This is a genomic window from Actinoplanes sp. NPDC089786 (assembly GCF_040684855.1).
In the GTDB taxonomy this organism is placed as follows: Bacteria; Actinomycetota; Actinomycetes; order Mycobacteriales; family Micromonosporaceae; genus Actinoplanes.
The window spans coordinates 1-15,498 of sequence record NZ_JBFBGU010000028.1; the positions used below are offsets into that span (position 1 = coordinate 1).

Here is a 15,498-nt window from a genome sequence, read left to right on the forward strand (position 1 = left end):
TTGATCAGGCCGACGTTGGCGGTCTGGATGAGGTCGTCGGTGGGCTCGCCGCGGCCGGAGTAGCGGTGGGCGAGGTGGCGGGCCAGCGGCAGCCACGCCTCGATCGCCCGGTCTCGAGCAGCGGCCCGCTCCGGGCCCGCCGGTGCGGCCACCATGACCGCTAAAAGCTGGGCTGGTTCCTCACGTACGGTGATCATGGGGTGGTCCTCCATCAGCGAGCAGAGAGCCGTGCTCGCACGCGGCGACCGTTCAGACTTCCTACGCTAGCCGGTCGGTCGAGTCCTGACCAGCCGAAAGTATGAGTGACGTTCCGTGACTAATCACCCAGTCGAGGAACTGATCCGGAGGTAGCGGACGGGACAGCAGATAGCCCTGGACGACGTCGCACCCCTCGGTCGCGAGGTACGCGTACGTCTCCTGGTCCTCCACCCCCTCGGCGACCACCTGGAGGTCCAGGGCGTGCCCGAGCTGCACCGCCGAGCGGACCACCGCGCGGTCCCGGTGGTCGGTGGCGCTGCGCTGCACGAACGACTTGTCGATCTTGACCTCGTGGATGGGCAGCTGACGGAGCCGGCCCAGCGACGAGTAACCGGTCCCGAAGTCGTCGATGGAGAGCTTCACGCCCAGCGCGTGCAGCCTTTCGATGGTGGCCGAGCTGCCCGCCGGGTCGGTCAGGATCGTGCCCTCGGTGATCTCCAGCGTGAGCCGGTGCGGCGGGTTGCCGGTCTGCGCCAGCAGCAGCGCCACCGTCTCCGGCAGCTCGGCGTCGAGCAGGCTGTTCGGCGAGAGGTTCACCGCCACGTCCAGGTCGTGGCCCTGGCGTGCCCAGCCGGCCCGGCGGCGCAGGGCCAGCTCGAGCACGTGCAGGGTGAGCGGGCGGATCAGGCCGCTGTGCTCGGCCAGCGGCACGAAGACGTCCGGCGCGATCGGGCCCAGCTTCGGGTGGTGCCAGCGGGCCAGCGCCTCGGCGCCGATCACCCGGCCGGTGCGCGGCTCGACCTTGGGCTGGAAGGCCACCACCAGGTCGCGGCGCTCGATCGCGTCGCGCAGGTCGGTGATCAGGGCCAGCCGCTCGGCGCTGTGCCGGTCCGCGCCGGGGTCGTAGACGCGCGGGCCGCTGTGGTTGTCCTTGGCCGCGTACATGGCCACGTCGGCCTGCCGGATCAGGGTCTGCGCGTCGTCGCCGTGCTGCGGCGCCAGCGCGAGCCCGATGCTGGCCCGGGCGGTGACCGTGACCGGGTCCATCCGGACGCCGCGCTCGACCACGGCGCCGAGCTCGGCGGCCGCCGCCACGGCCGCCTCGGCGCTGCCCGAGGTGGGCAGCAGCACGGCGAACTCGTCGCCGCCGAGCCGGGCCACCACCCCGCGGCCGGCCAGGTGCGCGCTCAGCCGGTCGCCGACCTCGCGGAGCAGCCGGTCGCCGGTGTCGTGGCCGAGCGCGTCGTTGATCTCCTTGAACCGGTCCAGGTCGAGCAGCATGACGGCCACGCCGGCGCCGTCCGCCCGCGCCTCGGTCAGGGCCTCGTCCAGCAGCCGCTGGAAGTAGCGCCGGTTGGGCAGGCCGGACAGCGGGTCGTGCAGCGACAGGTGCTGCTTCTCCTCGACCTCGCGGCGCAGCCGGTCGACCAGGTCGGCGCGGCCCAGCGCGGCCGAGGCGTGGTTGGCCAGCGCCCGGAACAGGGTGAGCCGCTCGGGGCCGAACGGGTCGCTGTCCGACATGCTGCCGGAGACCACGAGCACGGCGCGCTCGCCGACCGGTCCGATCGGAACCGCCATCCCCTGGTCGGCCAGCACCGGTTCCCCGGCGGTCAGGGCCGGCCGCAGCCAGGCGTCGTCGGCCGGCCAGCCCAGCTCGGTCACCGTCGTGGTGGCCGGCCCGCGCAACGCGTGATGCCGCAGCACGCCGTCCTCGTTCGGCACGACCAGCTCGGCGTTCTCCGCCCGCAGCACGTCGCGGAGCAGCCCGAGGACCTCGCCGAGCAGGTCGTCGACCCCGCGGGCGCTGTCCAGGGCGCTGGTGAACGCGTACAGCTGCTGCACCTCGGCGTTGCCCTGGCCCAGCCGGTCGTACGCCCGGTAGGCCAGGAACAGCACCACCGCGACCACCGCGACCAGCGCCAGCGCCCACCGGTCGTCGATCGCCGCGGAATAGCTGACCAACGCGGTCGTGGTGGTCACGGCGACCATCCAGACGCTGCGCAGCGCGGCCGGCAGCCGGCGCCACTCCCCCGGGTCGTCGTGCATGGCGATCACGGCGGTGAGCAGCACCGCCGCCACCACGTCGGCGATCACCATCGCGGCGTACGCGCCCAGCCAGCTCCGCAGGTCGAGGCCGTCGGCGAGGGCGTGCGGGGCGACCGCGGCGAACACCAGCACCGCCACGGCCGCCTGCACGGCCAGCAGCGCCACGTTGAACGCCAGCTTGGCGCCGCGCTGCCGGCGGAGCAGCCGCAGCCCCAGCCCGCCGGCCAGGGCCCGGGTCACGATCACCGTGACCGGGTCGAAGGCGAGCAGGCCCAGGACCATCGGGAACTCGCTCAGGTTGATCGCGTGCGCGCCCCGCCTTACGCGTAGGTAGACCGTGAAGCCCTCGGTCACCGCGAAGAGCGCGCTCAGCACGAGCAGCCACCACGCCCCGCCCGGCAGGATCGGCGCGGTCACGCCGCCCCGGGCGAGGACAGCCGTCACCGCGGCGGCGGCCACGGCCATCACGGCCGTGAGCGCGCCGACCCGGAACGACGGGCTGCCTACTGCCATGGCGCTCCCGACCAGTCCGCCGAGGCCCAGCTCCGGCCGGCCCACGACCGGCCGGCCCACGACCGGCCGGCCCAGCTCCGGCCGTTCCACTGCGCGTCGGCCCACGAGCGGCCGGCCCAGGTCGACCCGGCCCAGGAGCGCCCGGTCCAGGCCACCGACGACCACGTACGCTGCCCGGACACGTCCGTGCCGAACGCGCCGCCGGTCCACCGGGTGCCGTTGAACGAGCCGTCCCGCCAGCTGTTCTGGGTCTTCGAGGCGAGCGCCCAGGTCGGCGCGACCCAGGCCCGGCCGAAGATGTCCCTCTCGCCGCTGAGCTCCACGTCGTTGGCCGGGTCGTAGACGTGCACGCCGCCGCGCGACCGCTCGAGCGAGCCGAGCCCGGTGGCGGCCACGTTGACCTGCGGGGCGCTGGACGGCTTCTTCGTCACCGCGGCGGCCGCGACGTCGATCTGGCCGTTGCCGCCGGCGTACGCGTCGGCGCCGGTGATCGGCTTGGCCGTGGCCATCAGGAGACGCTTGACCTGGTCCGGGGAGAGGTTGGGGCGCTGCTGGAGGAGCAGGGCCACGGCGCCGGAGACGACTGCGGCGGCCTGCGAGGTGCCGCTGCCGCGGATGAACCGCTGGGCCGGGTCGGCGGTGGTGCTCAGCCGCGCGGCCGGGTAGGTCCGGTCGACGTACGAGCCGGGCACCCGCAGCGAGACCACCGAGCGGCCGGAGGCGAGCACGTCGGCGTGCCGGCCGGCGTTGCCGCGGTTGCTGAAGTCGGCGACCACGTCGTCGGCCCGGGCCTCGGTGCCCCTGGCGTCGGCGGCGCCCACCGCGATCACGTCCGGGTCGGCGGCCGGCATGGTCAGGCTGTTCGCGGCGAAGCCGTCGTTGCCGGCCGAGACGACCACCACGATGCCCTTGCTCCAGGCGTTCTCCACCGCGAAGGCCAGCGGGTCCAGGGCCGTCGACTGGGTCGACCCGGTGCCGAAGGACAGGTTCAGCACCCGGATGTTCATGCCCTTGTCGTCGCGGTGCGCGACGACCCAGTCGATCGCGGCGATCACCTGCGAGACGTCGCTGGCGCCGTCGGCCGACGCGACCTTGAGACTGACCAGGTGGGCGCCGGGGGCGACGCCGGCGAAGCGGGTGGCGCCGGGCGCGCTCGCCGGGTCGCTGCCGGCGATGATGCCGGCCATGTGGGTGCCATGACCGTACGTGTCCAGGTGTCGCAGGTTCGGCGCCTGCGACTCGAACGACAGGTCGGGCCCCTTGATCACCTTGCCCGGCGCGTTCAGGCCGGGCACCGGGGAGACCCCGGAGTCGATCAGCGCCACGCCGACGCCCGCGCCGGTCAGCTTGACGCCGGCCGGCCCGCTGCCGACGTCCGGGTCGGCCTTGTCCGCCTTGTCGCCGCCGGCGCCGCGGATCACCGGCGCGAGCAGGGTGCTGCCGACCTGGTTGAGCCAGCCTTCGCCGGACATCAGCCGGACCGGAGCCGCCGCCGCGCCGGTCGCGGCGGCGGCGTTCGCCACCCCGACCGGCCCGGTGGCCACTCCGGCACCGAGCGCCAGGGCCACGGCGAGACCGCCGGTGGCGGCTGTTCCTAGGGGTCGGGCCCGCATGGGTCTCCTCACGCCGTCGATACTGTGCGGGGTCCCTGATCGGCGGGTGTCGGCGGGACTGAACCGAAATGCGCCCGCGTGATTGCCGGGCGTCCGGTCGTGGTACACAGCATCAGCGACAATCCGCACGGCAGACGGGACAGACATGGCCATCCTCGGCATCGACATCGGCGGCTCGGGCGTGAAGGGCGCACCGGTCGACACGGTTGCCGGAGAACTGCTCGAGGAACGGCACCGGGTGCCCACCCCGCAGCCGTCCGACGTCAGCGCCGTGATCGACGCGGTCGCCGAGGTGGCCGACCGGTTCCCGGGGTACGAGCGGGTCGGCATCACCTTCCCCGGCGTGGTCGTCGACGGCGTGACCAAGACCGCGGCCAACGTCGACAAGTCCTGGCTCGACGCGCCCGCCGCGCAGCTGTTCGCCGACCGGCTGGGCGCGCCCACGACGGTGCTGAACGACGCCGACGCCGCCGGCGTGGCCGAGGTGGCCTTCGGCGCCGGCCGCGGCCAGCGCGGGCTGATCATGATGCTGACCTTCGGCACCGGCATCGGCAGCGCGCTGTTCCTGGACGGCACGCTGATCCCGAACACCGAGTTCGGCCACCTCGAGCTGGAGGGCTTCGACGCCGAGGCGCGCGCGGCCGACCGGGCCCGCGAGGTCGAGGACCTGAGCTGGGAGCGGTGGGCCGGCCGGGTGCAGACCTACCTGCGGCACGTGGAGATGCTGCTGTCGCCGCGGCTGTTCGTGATCGGCGGCGGCGTCTCCAAGAAGTCCGACAAGTTCTTCCCGCTGATCGACATCAAGACGCCGCTCGTGCCCGCGACTCTGCTGAACAACGCCGGCATCATCGGCGCGGCGGTGACCGCCCAGCTGGCCGCCACCCCGGTACCGACAAGGAGCTGAGCACCACATGCCACGCACCGCCGCCACGAACACCAAGGTCTCGCGGGCCGAGCTGGAAGACTTCATCCGGCCGCGGCACCACGCGATCCTGATGACCACCCGCCGCGACGGGCGGCCGCAGTCCTCTCCGAACACCTGTGGGCTGGACACCGAGGGCCGGATCGTGATCTCGACCTACCCCGAGCGGGCCAAGGCGATGAACGTCCGGCGCAACGCCCAGGTCTCGGTCTGCGTGCTGTCCGACGACTTCGGCGGCGCCTGGGTCCAGGTCGACGGGACGGCCGAGGTGATCGACCTGCCCGACTCGGTCGAGCCGCTGGTCGAGTACTTCCGGGTGATCTCCGGCGAGCACCCCGATTGGGACGAGTACCGCCAGGCGATGCGGGACCAGGGCAAGTCGCTCATCCGGGTCACGATCGACGCCTGGGGCCCGATCGCGACCGGCGGCTTCCCGGCCCGCCTGGCCGGCTGACAACCAGCCAGTGCTGAGCTACCACTGGTGTAGCTCTACGCGACCTTGGCCTCGACGCCGAGCAGGTAGTAGAGGTCGTCGCGGTGCATGTCGGCGACCGGCTCGAGCAGGTCCGGGTGGCGCATCAGCACGGTGGCCTCCCGGTCCTTGTCGTCGGGGCTGATCAGCTTGCGGAACTCGCCGCCGCGGCGGGCGTGCGGGCGTGGCCGGCCCTCGGGCACCGGCATGGCGGCGACCACGGCGTCGACCGCGCGCCGGGCCAGCATGGGGTCGGCCAGCAGGCAGGCGGCCCAGCTCACCACGACCTCGTCGACCCAGGTCCGCCAGCCCTCGTCGGCGGCGAAATCGTCCTCCGGTTCGGAGCCGGCCCGCCAGTCGAGCAGCGCTGAGCCGCCCGGCCCGGCGATCGCGACCAGCGCGGCGTCGATGACGGTCGGGTAGCGCAGCCACGCCGCGACGGTGGCCGCCTGGCGGGCCTGGTGCTCGGCGCGGGCGTGCGCGGGACCGTCGGAGGCGGCCGGCGGGTACGCACGGGCCAGCCAGTGGGCGCTCGCCGCGATCACCGGCGACAGGTCGCTGGAGGCTCCGGACACGGGTGATCCCCTCGTCGGCGCGCGCCGGGACCGGCCCGCGTCATGACTCACCACTCGGCGGGGCGGGCCCGGGCTTGAGCAGGGTCACCTCGATGGCACCGCAAGGCAACCGGAGCGCAACGGTGGCCGCCGAGACCGCCTCGGGCCTGGTCGAGCCGCGGCCCGGCCCGGCGGCGGATCGGCCCATTGGTCGCCGGCCCGGAATAGGAGGGTTTCGCCATCGGCGCGAAGCCCCTCCTCGATGAGCCCGCGTGACCGCCCTCCGGTAGGTTGAGACTGTCGCGGGCGGTCTGTTTGCGAACGCTCCACTACGGAGAAGTTCCTGTTAACCCCCGCATCCGTCACGGCCATTCTGATTACGGTGGAGATCATGACCGGACGCTTTCCGATCGAGGACGTCACCCCGTCCGTTTCCTGCGGCCGCTACCCCGCCAAGGCAGTGGTGGGCGAGCTCGTCCCGGTCTCCGCGGTGTCCTACCGCGAAGGGCACCACGCGCTCGGCCTGAACGTGGTGTGGCAGGGCCCGGGCCGGCACAACGAGCCGTTCACCCGCATGCGGCCGGGCACGCCCGGCCTCGACGAGTGGCACGCGGTGATCAAGCCCGACGCGGTCGGCCGCTGGACCTTCACGGTCGAGGCGTGGGACGACCCGTACCTGACCTGGCGCAACTTCGTGGTCAAGAAGATCGGCGCCGGGCAGGGCGTCGAAGACCTCGCCAACGACCTGGCCGAGGGCGCCGACGTACTCGACCTGGCCGTGAAGATCGTGCCCGAGCACGACCAGGAGCTGGTCCGCGAGGCGGCCGCCGCGCTCCGTGACGACCAGCGGTCGCTGTTCTCCCGGGTCTCCCCCGCGCTCGACCTCGAGACGCTGCTCTGGGACCACCCGGTCCGCCAGCTGGTCACCACCACCCGGTCGTACGCGATGTGGGTCGATCGTGAGCGCGCGCTGTTCTCGTCGTGGTACGAGTTCTTCCCCCGCTCCGAGGGCGCCGAGATCGGCCCGGACGCCACCCCGATCAAGCACGGCACGTTCAAGACCGCGGCGAAGCGGCTGCCCGCCGTCGCCGCGATGGGCTTCGACGTCGTCTACCTGCCGCCGATCCACCCGATCGGGAGGATCAACCGCAAGGGCCGCAACAACACCCTGGTCGCCCGGCCCGAAGACGTCGGCTCGCCGTGGGCGATCGGCTCGGACGAGGGCGGCCACGACGCGGTCCACCCCGAGCTGGGCACCCTGGACGACTTCCGCGACTTCATCCAGGAGGCGCACGACCACGGCCTGGAGATCGCGATGGACCTGGCGCTGCAGGCGGCGCCCGACCACCCGTGGCTCAAGACCAACCCCGAGTGGTTCACCACGCGCGCCGACGGCACCATCGCGTACGCCGAGAACCCGCCCAAGAAGTACCAGGACATCTACCCGCTGAACTGGGACAACGACTACCGGGGCCTGCGCGACGAGGTGCACCGCGTGGTCATGCACTGGGTCCACCAGGGCATCCGGATCTTCCGGGTCGACAACCCGCACACCAAGGCGCTGAACTTCTGGCAGTGGCTGATCGCCAAGGTCAAGGACGAGGAACCGGACGTGCTGTTCCTGGCCGAGGCGTTCACCCGGCCGGCCATGATGAACGGGCTCGGCAAGATCGGCTTCACGCAGTCGTACACCTACTTCACCTGGCGGACCACCGCCTGGGAGATGAAGCAGTACATGCAGGAGCTGCTCGCGTCGATCGACTGGATGCGGCCCAACTTCTGGCCCAACACGCCCGACATCCTGCCGCCGCACCTGCAGACCGGCGGCCCGCCGATGTTCAAGATTCGTACCGTGCTGGCCAGCATGCTCTCTCCGTCATGGGGCATGTACTCAGGGTTGGAGCTGTTCGAGCACGTGCCCCGGCCCGGCGCCGAGGAGAACATCGACAACGAGAAGTTCGAGCTCAAGCCGCGCGACTACGCCGCCGCCGAGCGGGCCGGCCGGTCGCTGGCGCCGTTCATCACCCGGCTCAACCAGATCCGGCACCAGAACCCGGCACTGCGGCGGCTGCGCAACCTGCGCTTCCACGAGGTCGACAACGACTCCCTGCTGTGTTTCTCCAAGCGCGACGAGGAGACCGGCAACACCGTCCTGGTCATCTGCTCGTTCGACTCGACGAACGTGCAGTGGGGCAACACCGTGCTGGACATGCCCGAGCTGGGCCTGGACTGGCACGACCGGTTCGAGGTGACCGACCAGATCTCCGGCGCGTCCTACGAGTGGGGGCAGCACAACGCGGTCCGGATCGACCCTTACGTCGAGCCCGCCCACGTCTTCGTCGTGCACCGGCGCGACTAGTTTCGGTTGAGATTCAGCGGTTGGGGTAGGTGGAGCAACAATGGACCTGACGGAAGACCTGGGCCCGATCGCGGACCACGATCCGAGCGATGGCAGCCACGTCGAGGACGGCGTGGTCGAACACCCGAACGCGGACGACTTCGAGCACGCGCGCGTCCTTCCGGCCGACCGGACCTGGTTCAAGCGCGCGGTGTTCTACGAGGTGCTGGTCCGGGCGTTCTACGACTCCAGCTCGGACGGCTCCGGTGACCTGCGCGGGCTCATCGAGCGACTGGACTACCTCCAGTGGCTCGGGGTCGACTGCCTGTGGCTGCCGCCGTTCTACCAGTCGCCGCTGCGCGACGGCGGGTACGACATCAGCGACTTCTACCGGGTGCTGCCCGAGTTCGGCACGGTGGAAGACTTCGTGGCGCTGCTCGACGCGGCCCACAAGCGCGGCATCCGGGTGATCACCGACCTGGTCATGAACCACACCTCCGACCAGCACGCGTGGTTCCAGGAGTCGCGGCGCGACCCCGACGGGCCGTACGGCGACTACTACGTCTGGTCCGACACGTCGGACAAATACCAGGACGCCCGGGTCATCTTCGTGGACACCGAGGAGTCCAACTGGACCTTCGACCCGATCCGCCGGCAGTTCTACTGGCACCGGTTCTTCTCGCACCAGCCCGACCTGAACTACGACAACCCCGACGTGCAGAACGCCATGCTCGACGTGCTGCGGTTCTGGCTCGATCTGGGCATCGACGGGTTCCGGCTGGACGCCGTGCCGTACCTGTTCGAGCGGGAGGGCACCAACGGCGAGAACCTGCCCGAGACGCACGCCTTCCTCAAGCACTGCCGCAAGGTGATCGACGACGAGTTCCCGGGCCGGGTGCTGCTGGCCGAGGCCAACCAGTGGCCGGCCGACGTGGTCGAGTACTTCGGCGACGCCAAGACCGGCGGCGACGAGTGCCACATGGCGTTCCACTTCCCGCTGATGCCACGCATCTTCATGGCGGTCCGCCGCGAGTCCCGCTTCCCGATCTCGGAGATCATGGCCCAGACGCCGGCCATCCCCGACATGGCGCAGTGGGGCATCTTCCTCCGCAACCACGACGAGCTCACCCTCGAGATGGTCACCGACGAGGAACGCGACTACATGTACTCGGAGTACGCCAAGGACCCGCGGATGAAGGCCAACGTCGGCATCCGACGCCGGCTGGCCCCGCTGCTCGAGAACGACCGCAACCAGATCGAGCTGTTCACCGCGCTGCTGCTGGCCCTGCCCGGGTCGCCGGTCCTCTACTACGGCGACGAGATCGGGATGGGCGACAACATCTGGCTCGGTGACCGCGACGGGGTACGCACCCCGATGCAGTGGACCCCGGACCGCAACGCCGGGTTCTCCACCGCCAACCCCGGACGGCTGTATCTTCCGGCCAACCAGGACCCGGTGTACGGCTACCAGGCGGTCAACGTGGAGGCCCAGCGGGACAGCTCGACCTCCCTGCTGAACTGGACGCGGACCATGCTCGCGGTCCGCCGCCGGCACGACGCGTTCGCCACCGGCACCTTCCGTGAGCTCGGCGGGTCGAACCCCTCGGTGCTGGCGTTCCTGCGCGAGGACGGGGACGATGTGGTGCTCTGCGTGAACAACCTGTCCCGGTTCCCGCAACCCATCGAACTGAATCTGCAGCACTGGGCCGGATACACCCCGGTGGAGCTGACCGGGCACGTCAACTTCCCCCGCATCGGGCACCTGCCATATCTCCTGACGCTCCCGGGGCACGGCTTCTACTGGTTCCAGCTCTGCGGGTCGGAGGAGAAGCAATGACGCTGCCCTACGCCGAGTGGTTGCCGGAACAGCGCTGGTACGCGGGCCGCGGCCGGACCCTGGTGTCGGCCGAGCCGGCCTCGACCACCGCATTGCGCGACGACCTCGACCTCGTGCTGATCGACACCCGGTACGCCGACGGCAGCTCGGACCTCTACCAGGTGCTGGTGTCCTGGGCCGTGGGCCCGATCGTGGAATACAGCGCGGTCGCCACCATCGGCTCCGACGGCGAGCGCACCGGCTACGACGCGCTCTACGACCCCTCGGCCGCGCAGTACCTGCTGTCGCTGATCTCCTCGGGCCAGACCGTCGGCGACATCACCTTCCAGCCCGAGCCCGGCGTGACGCTGCCGGTCGACGCCTGGCCGCGGGTCTTCGACGCGGAACAGAGCAACACCAGCGTGATCTTCGAGGAGCGGGCCATCCTCAAGATCTTCCGGCGGGTGCAGCGGGGCATCAACCCCGATGTCGAGCTCAACCGGGTCCTCGCCCGGGCCGGCAACCCCCACGTCGCGGCGCTGCTGGGCTCGTTCGACGCCGGTGACGCGCCGCTCGGCATGGTCACCGCGTACGCGTCCAACTCGGCCGAAGGCTGGGCGATGGCCACGGCCAGCGCCCGCGACCTGTTCGCCGAAGACGCCGAACTGCACGCCGACGAGGTCGGCGGCGACTTCCAGGGCGAGTCCTACCGGCTCGGCGAGGCGGTCGCGTCGGTGCACGCCACGCTCGCCGCCGAGCTCGGCACCAGCGAGCTGCCCTTCCCGGTCGAGACGCTGCTGGCCCGGCTGAGCGCCAACGTCGCGGCCGTCCCCGACCTGCGCTCGGCCGCGCCGGCCATCGAGGAGCGGTTCCGCAAGCTGACCGGTGAGCACGTCACCGTGCAGCGCGTGCACGGCGATCTTCACCTCGGGCAGGTTCTGCGTACGCCCGCGGCCTGGCTGCTGATCGACTTCGAGGGCGAGCCGGGCCAGCCCCTGGACGAGCGCCGCGCCCCCGACTCCCCGCTGCGCGACGTGGCCGGCGTGCTGCGCTCGTTCGAGTACGCCGCCTACCAGCTGCTGGTCGAGAACAACGGCGACGACGAAGGTCTGGCCGCCCGGGCCAAGGAGTGGGTGGCACGCAACCGCGCCGCGTTCTGCGACGGGTACGCCGCGGCCAGCGGTGCGGATCCGCGCGCGCAGGGACCGTTGCTCACCGCCTACGAACTCGACAAGGCCGCGTACGAGGCCGCGTACGAATCCCGCCACCGCCCTGGATGGGTGCGCATCCCGTTGCGCTCCATCGCGCGGCTGGTCGGCTGAACCGCCCCTTTAAGGAGAGTCATGACCCTGCAGCCGAGCACGCCGTCCACCGCCGCCGACCCGCGCGCGATGAACGCGGTGATCGCCGGGGACACCCACGACCCGCACGCGATCCTGGGCGCGCACCCGGCGGGCGGCAACACCGTGATCCGTACGCTGCGCAAGGGCGCCAAGGAGGTCACGCTGGTGACCGGCGGCGAGCGGACGCCGATGGTCCCGGTGCACCCGGACGGCATCTTCGCCGCCGAGGTGCCCGGCACGGTGCTCGACTACCGGGTCGAGGTGGACGGCCAGGAGCACGACGATCCGTACCGCCACCTGCCCACGCTGGGCGAGCTCGACCTGCACCTGATCGGCGAGGGCCGGCACGAGAAGCTGTGGAAGGTGCTCGGCGCGCAGCCGCGCGACGCCGGCGTGGGGTTCGCGGTGTGGGCGCCGGGCGCGCGGGGCGTGCAGGTGGTCGGTGACTTCGCCGGGTGGGGGCCGTACGACGGGTGGCCGATGCGGTCGCTCGGCTCCAGCGGTGTCTGGGAGCTGTACGTGCCGAACGCGCGGTCCGGCACCAAGTACAAGTACAAGATCCTCGGCCGCGACGGTGTCTGGCGTGAGCACGCCGACCCGCTGGCCCAGCACACCGAGGTGCCGCCGGCCACCGCGTCGGTCGTCTGGGAGTCGACCTACGAGTGGGCCGACACCGAGTGGATGTCCGAGCGCGCCACCCGGCAGTGGCACCAGGAGCCGATGAGCGCGTACGAGGTGCACCTCGGCTCGTGGCGGCCCGGCCTGTCCTACACCGAGCTCGCCGACCAGCTCACCGAGTACGTGGTCGAGATGGGCTTCACGCACGTCGAGCTGATGCCGGTGATGGAGCACCCGTTCGGCGGCTCGTGGGGCTACCAGGTCACCGGCTACTTCGCGCCCACGTCCCGGTTCGGCACGCCCGACGAGTTCCGCCACCTGGTCGACAAGCTGCACCAGGCCGGCATCGGCGTGATCCTCGACTGGGTGCCCGCCCACTTCCCCAAGGACGAGTGGGCGCTGGCCCGGTTCGACGGCAGCCCGCTGTACGAGCACGGCGACTGGCGGCGCGGCGAGCACCCCGACTGGGGCACGTACGTCTTCGACTTCGGCCGCAAGGAGGTCCGCAACTTCCTGGTGGCCAACGCGGTCTACTGGTGCGAGGAGTTCCACGCCGACGGCCTGCGGGTCGACGCGGTCGCCTCGATGCTCTACCTGGACTACTCGCGCAAGGACGGCGAGTGGACGCCCAACCAGTACGGCGGCCGCGAGAACCTCGACGCGATCAGCTTCCTGCAGGAGATGAACGCGACCGTCTACAAGAACAACCCCGGCGTGATCACCGTCGCCGAGGAGTCCACCGCCTGGCCCGGCGTCACCCGCCCCACCCACCTGGGCGGCCTCGGCTTCGGCTTCAAGTGGAACATGGGCTGGATGAACGACACCTTGTCCTACATGGAGAAGGAGCCGATCTACCGGCAGTGGCACCACCACCAGATGACCTTCGCCACCGTGTACGCCTGGAGCGAGAACTACATACTGCCGATCAGCCACGACGAGGTGGTGCACGGCAAGGGCTCGCTGACCGGCAAGATGCCCGGCGACCAGTGGCAGAAGCTGGCCAACACCCGGGCCATGCTCGGCTTCATGTGGTCGTTCACCGGCAAGCAGCTCGTCTTCATGGGCGCCGAGATGGGTGACGAGCAGGAGTGGAGCGAGGAGCGCGGGCTGAACTGGGACCTGCTCGCCGACCCGTCCCGCGGCGGTGGGGTCCGGCGGCTGGTGCAAGACCTGAACGCCGTCTACAAGCGGGTGCCGGCCCTGTGGACGCAGGACACGTCGCCGAGCGGGTTCCGCTGGATCACGTCCGAGGACAGCCAGCACAACACGTTCTCGTTCCTGCGCTTCTCCCCGAGCGGCGACATGCTGGCGGCGATCGTCAACTTCGCCGCCGTCCCGCACGAGGGCTACCGCATCGGCCTGCCCCGGCCCGGCGTGTGGCGCGAGGTGATCAACACCGACAGTACGCTCTACGGCGGCTCCGGGGTCGGCAACCTGGGCGAGGTCCACGCCGAGGAGGTCCCCTGGCACGGCATGAACGCCAGCGCGTCCCTCCGGGTGCCGCCGCTGGGCGCCGTCTGGCTGCACTTCGAGGGCTGAGAGCTTCTTCCCGGCCCCTTTAGCGGGGCCCTGTGGTGATCATCTCCACTGTAGAGTCGGGCCGATGCAGGTCCGGTTGATCGATGAACGGTCCGATCCCTCGCAGTTGACCCGTCTCTACGACAAGGTGATCGCGCCCAGTTTCGCGCCGGCCGAGCGCGAGCCGGTGGAACGGCTGGCCTCGGCGCTGGCGGCGGGATCGCTGCGCGGGGCGGTCGCGGTCGATCCGTCCGGCGACGAGGTGGGGTCGCTCTTCCTGGAGTGGTACGCCGACATCCGCGCGGCGCTGCTCTGCTATTTCGCGGTACGCCCCGACCTGCGCGGCCGTGGCATCGGCCGGCAGCTCATCCAGGTGGCGGCGCCGCGGTGGCGAACGGAGTTGCGCCCTCACGTGGTCTACGCCGAGGCCGAGGACCCCGGGTTCCACGGTGGCGTGGCCGACTACGGCGACGGGGATGCGCGGCTGCGGCTGTACGCCGGGTTCGGCGCCCGCCGCCTGCCGCTGCGCTACTTCCTGCCCGAGCTGATGCCCGGCCAGGGCCGCCTCCCCCACCTGCTGCTGCTCCTGGTCGAGGCCGACGACTCGGTGCGCCCGACACCGGACACCATCCGGGGCGACGCGGTCGAGGCCTTCCTGAGCCGCTACTTCGCCCGCCAGGAGGGCCCGCCCCGCCCCGACGACACCGACCTCCAGTCCCTGCTCGACTCCTGCCGCGGCGACCTTCAGCTGCACGACCTCAGTCAGTGAGCTTCCCGAGGAACCTCGTCGTCACGGTGGTCGAGTGGAGCTTGCGAACCGTGGCCTCGAACTCGGGGCGCGGCTTGCGGCAGGCGTCGACCGGAACACCCGGGCGAACATAACGCCCCTGCTCGTCCAGGAGGACCATCCACGGCACCTCGTGCCCCTCCAAGGTGCAGAGCCGCCCGTCGGTCGGCTTCTCGTCCGGCAGCCGCAGGGCCGGGAGCAGGGTGCTGAGGTCGGTGACGCTCTGCTCGATCGCCACCCGGTCGTAGCCGCCGTTGGCCCGCTTCTGGGAGCCGATCGTGCAGACCCTCGCGGACACCGGCCGGAACGTGTCGTCCAGCTTCGGCAGCTTCAGGGCGTCCGATCCGTCAACGAGGCGCAGGGCGGGCTCGGGTGGAGGCGGGCAGCCCTTCCACAGCGGCCGATCGACCGGAAGCCCCTCGGGCCGCGCCTTCACCCCCGGCGCTCCGGACGGCTGATTGCCCGCCGGGGGCGCGGGCGGACTGCTCACCCCGGGCCGGTCACCCGCCTCGGGATTGTCGTCCGCCCCGGGGCTGGTGCAGCCCGCGGCCAGCAGCAGGGTCGCGGCGAACAGGGACGTGAGCCGGCCGATCATGTGGTCCTCCGATCCTCGGTGGCCGTTCGACCACACCGGGACCGGTTCGGTTCCGTGGTTTCGGGGTGACCACTCACGCAGAATGAAGCGCGGCCGGCTCGTCATGGACGCGCCAGCGGCCAGAGCCGGTCGTGCGGCCTCGGCGGGAGCGACGGTCGGCGCCAC

12 protein-coding genes are annotated in these 15,498 nt (G+C 71.4%); 7 read left to right on the forward strand and 5 right to left on the reverse strand.

Going from position 1 to position 15,498, the window contains the following annotated elements; translation table 11 throughout:
• The 3 genes from AB0O15_RS41900 to AB0O15_RS41910 form a co-directional block, all read right to left on the reverse strand.
• The coding region (locus tag AB0O15_RS41900; protein ID WP_364331824.1) for a sigma factor at window positions 1–155 on the reverse strand (155 nt) is incomplete at its 3' end.
• 103 nt (window positions 156–258) lie between these two features.
• Window positions 259–2,757: an EAL domain-containing protein gene (locus AB0O15_RS41905; protein ID WP_364331827.1), complete on the reverse strand. Its 2,499-nt coding sequence runs from the start codon at window positions 2,755–2,757 to the stop codon at window positions 259–261.
• The gene (locus tag AB0O15_RS41910) at window positions 2,748–4,370 is read right to left on the reverse strand and encodes a S8 family serine peptidase (RefSeq protein WP_364331615.1); all 1,623 of its coding nucleotides are present in this window, start codon (window positions 4,368–4,370) and stop codon (window positions 2,748–2,750) included. The genes AB0O15_RS41905 and AB0O15_RS41910 overlap by 10 nt, the downstream gene beginning before the upstream one ends.
• Before the next feature lie 145 nt (window positions 4,371–4,515).
• Here AB0O15_RS41910 and ppgK point away from each other — a divergent pair, with 145 nt between their 5' ends.
• Both ppgK and AB0O15_RS41920 read left to right on the forward strand, forming a co-directional pair.
• Window positions 4,516–5,274, forward strand: a complete 759-nt coding sequence (gene ppgK, locus AB0O15_RS41915) for a polyphosphate--glucose phosphotransferase (protein WP_364331618.1) — start codon at window positions 4,516–4,518, stop codon at window positions 5,272–5,274.
• Between the two features lie 7 nt (window positions 5,275–5,281).
• A complete protein-coding gene (locus AB0O15_RS41920) occupies window positions 5,282–5,746 on the forward strand; it encodes a PPOX class F420-dependent oxidoreductase (RefSeq protein WP_364331621.1) in 465 nt (154 codons plus the stop codon).
• A gap of 35 nt (window positions 5,747–5,781) precedes the next feature.
• Here the strand turns inward: AB0O15_RS41920 and AB0O15_RS41925 are convergent, their stop codons facing one another.
• Window positions 5,782–6,339 carry a hypothetical protein gene (locus tag AB0O15_RS41925; RefSeq protein WP_364331623.1) on the reverse strand — a complete coding sequence of 186 codons (558 nt, stop codon included), beginning with the start codon at window positions 6,337–6,339 and terminating at the stop codon, window positions 5,782–5,784.
• A gap of 370 nt (window positions 6,340–6,709) precedes the next feature.
• On the opposite strand from AB0O15_RS41925, the gene AB0O15_RS41930 reads away from it, so the two are divergent.
• The 5 genes from AB0O15_RS41930 (at window position 6,710) to AB0O15_RS41950 (ending at window position 14,720) form a co-directional block, all read left to right on the forward strand.
• Complete coding sequence (locus AB0O15_RS41930; RefSeq protein ID WP_364331626.1) at window positions 6,710–8,677, forward strand: alpha-1,4-glucan--maltose-1-phosphate maltosyltransferase; 1,968 nt, start codon at window positions 6,710–6,712, stop codon at window positions 8,675–8,677.
• Window positions 8,678–8,717: 40 nt separating this feature from the next.
• Window positions 8,718–10,493, forward strand: a complete 1,776-nt coding sequence (treS, locus tag AB0O15_RS41935; protein ID WP_364331629.1) for a maltose alpha-D-glucosyltransferase — start codon at window positions 8,718–8,720, stop codon at window positions 10,491–10,493.
• Window positions 10,490–11,794 (forward strand): maltokinase, encoded by a 1,305-nt coding sequence (locus AB0O15_RS41940; protein WP_364331631.1) that lies wholly within the window; start codon window positions 10,490–10,492, stop codon window positions 11,792–11,794. Before treS ends, AB0O15_RS41940 begins: the two co-directional genes overlap by 4 nt.
• A gap of 69 nt (window positions 11,795–11,863) precedes the next feature.
• Window positions 11,864–13,972, forward strand: coding sequence for a 1,4-alpha-glucan branching protein GlgB (glgB, locus tag AB0O15_RS41945; protein WP_364331830.1), 2,109 nt, complete (start codon window positions 11,864–11,866; stop codon window positions 13,970–13,972).
• 64 nt (window positions 13,973–14,036) lie between these two features.
• Window positions 14,037–14,720 carry a GNAT family N-acetyltransferase gene (locus AB0O15_RS41950; protein ID WP_364331634.1) on the forward strand — a complete coding sequence of 228 codons (684 nt, stop codon included), beginning with the start codon at window positions 14,037–14,039 and terminating at the stop codon, window positions 14,718–14,720.
• Here AB0O15_RS41950 and AB0O15_RS41955 read toward each other — a convergent pair.
• Window positions 14,710–15,333: a hypothetical protein gene (locus tag AB0O15_RS41955; protein ID WP_364331637.1), complete on the reverse strand. Its 624-nt coding sequence runs from the start codon at window positions 15,331–15,333 to the stop codon at window positions 14,710–14,712. The two genes, AB0O15_RS41950 and AB0O15_RS41955, sit on opposite strands and share 11 nt — an antisense overlap.
• Window positions 15,334–15,498: the final 165 nt, after the last annotated feature.

Coding starts and splice junctions, on each gene's coding strand:
- AB0O15_RS41940 (WP_364331631.1), top strand. CDS start 10,490: ATGACGCTGCCCTACGCCGAGTGGTTGCCGGAACAGCGCTGGTACGCG.
- AB0O15_RS41955 (WP_364331637.1), bottom strand. CDS start 15,333: ATGATCGGCCGGCTCACGTCCCTGTTCGCCGCGACCCTGCTGCTGGCC.
- AB0O15_RS41910 (WP_364331615.1), bottom strand. CDS start 4,370: ATGCGGGCCCGACCCCTAGGAACAGCCGCCACCGGCGGTCTCGCCGTG.
- AB0O15_RS41905 (WP_364331827.1), bottom strand. CDS start 2,757: ATGGCAGTAGGCAGCCCGTCGTTCCGGGTCGGCGCGCTCACGGCCGTG.
- ppgK (WP_364331618.1), top strand. CDS start 4,516: ATGGCCATCCTCGGCATCGACATCGGCGGCTCGGGCGTGAAGGGCGCA.
- glgB (WP_364331830.1), top strand. CDS start 11,864: ATGAACGCGGTGATCGCCGGGGACACCCACGACCCGCACGCGATCCTG.
- AB0O15_RS41950 (WP_364331634.1), top strand. CDS start 14,037: ATGCAGGTCCGGTTGATCGATGAACGGTCCGATCCCTCGCAGTTGACC.
- AB0O15_RS41930 (WP_364331626.1), top strand. CDS start 6,710: ATGACCGGACGCTTTCCGATCGAGGACGTCACCCCGTCCGTTTCCTGC.
- treS (WP_364331629.1), top strand. CDS start 8,718: ATGGACCTGACGGAAGACCTGGGCCCGATCGCGGACCACGATCCGAGC.
- AB0O15_RS41920 (WP_364331621.1), top strand. CDS start 5,282: ATGCCACGCACCGCCGCCACGAACACCAAGGTCTCGCGGGCCGAGCTG.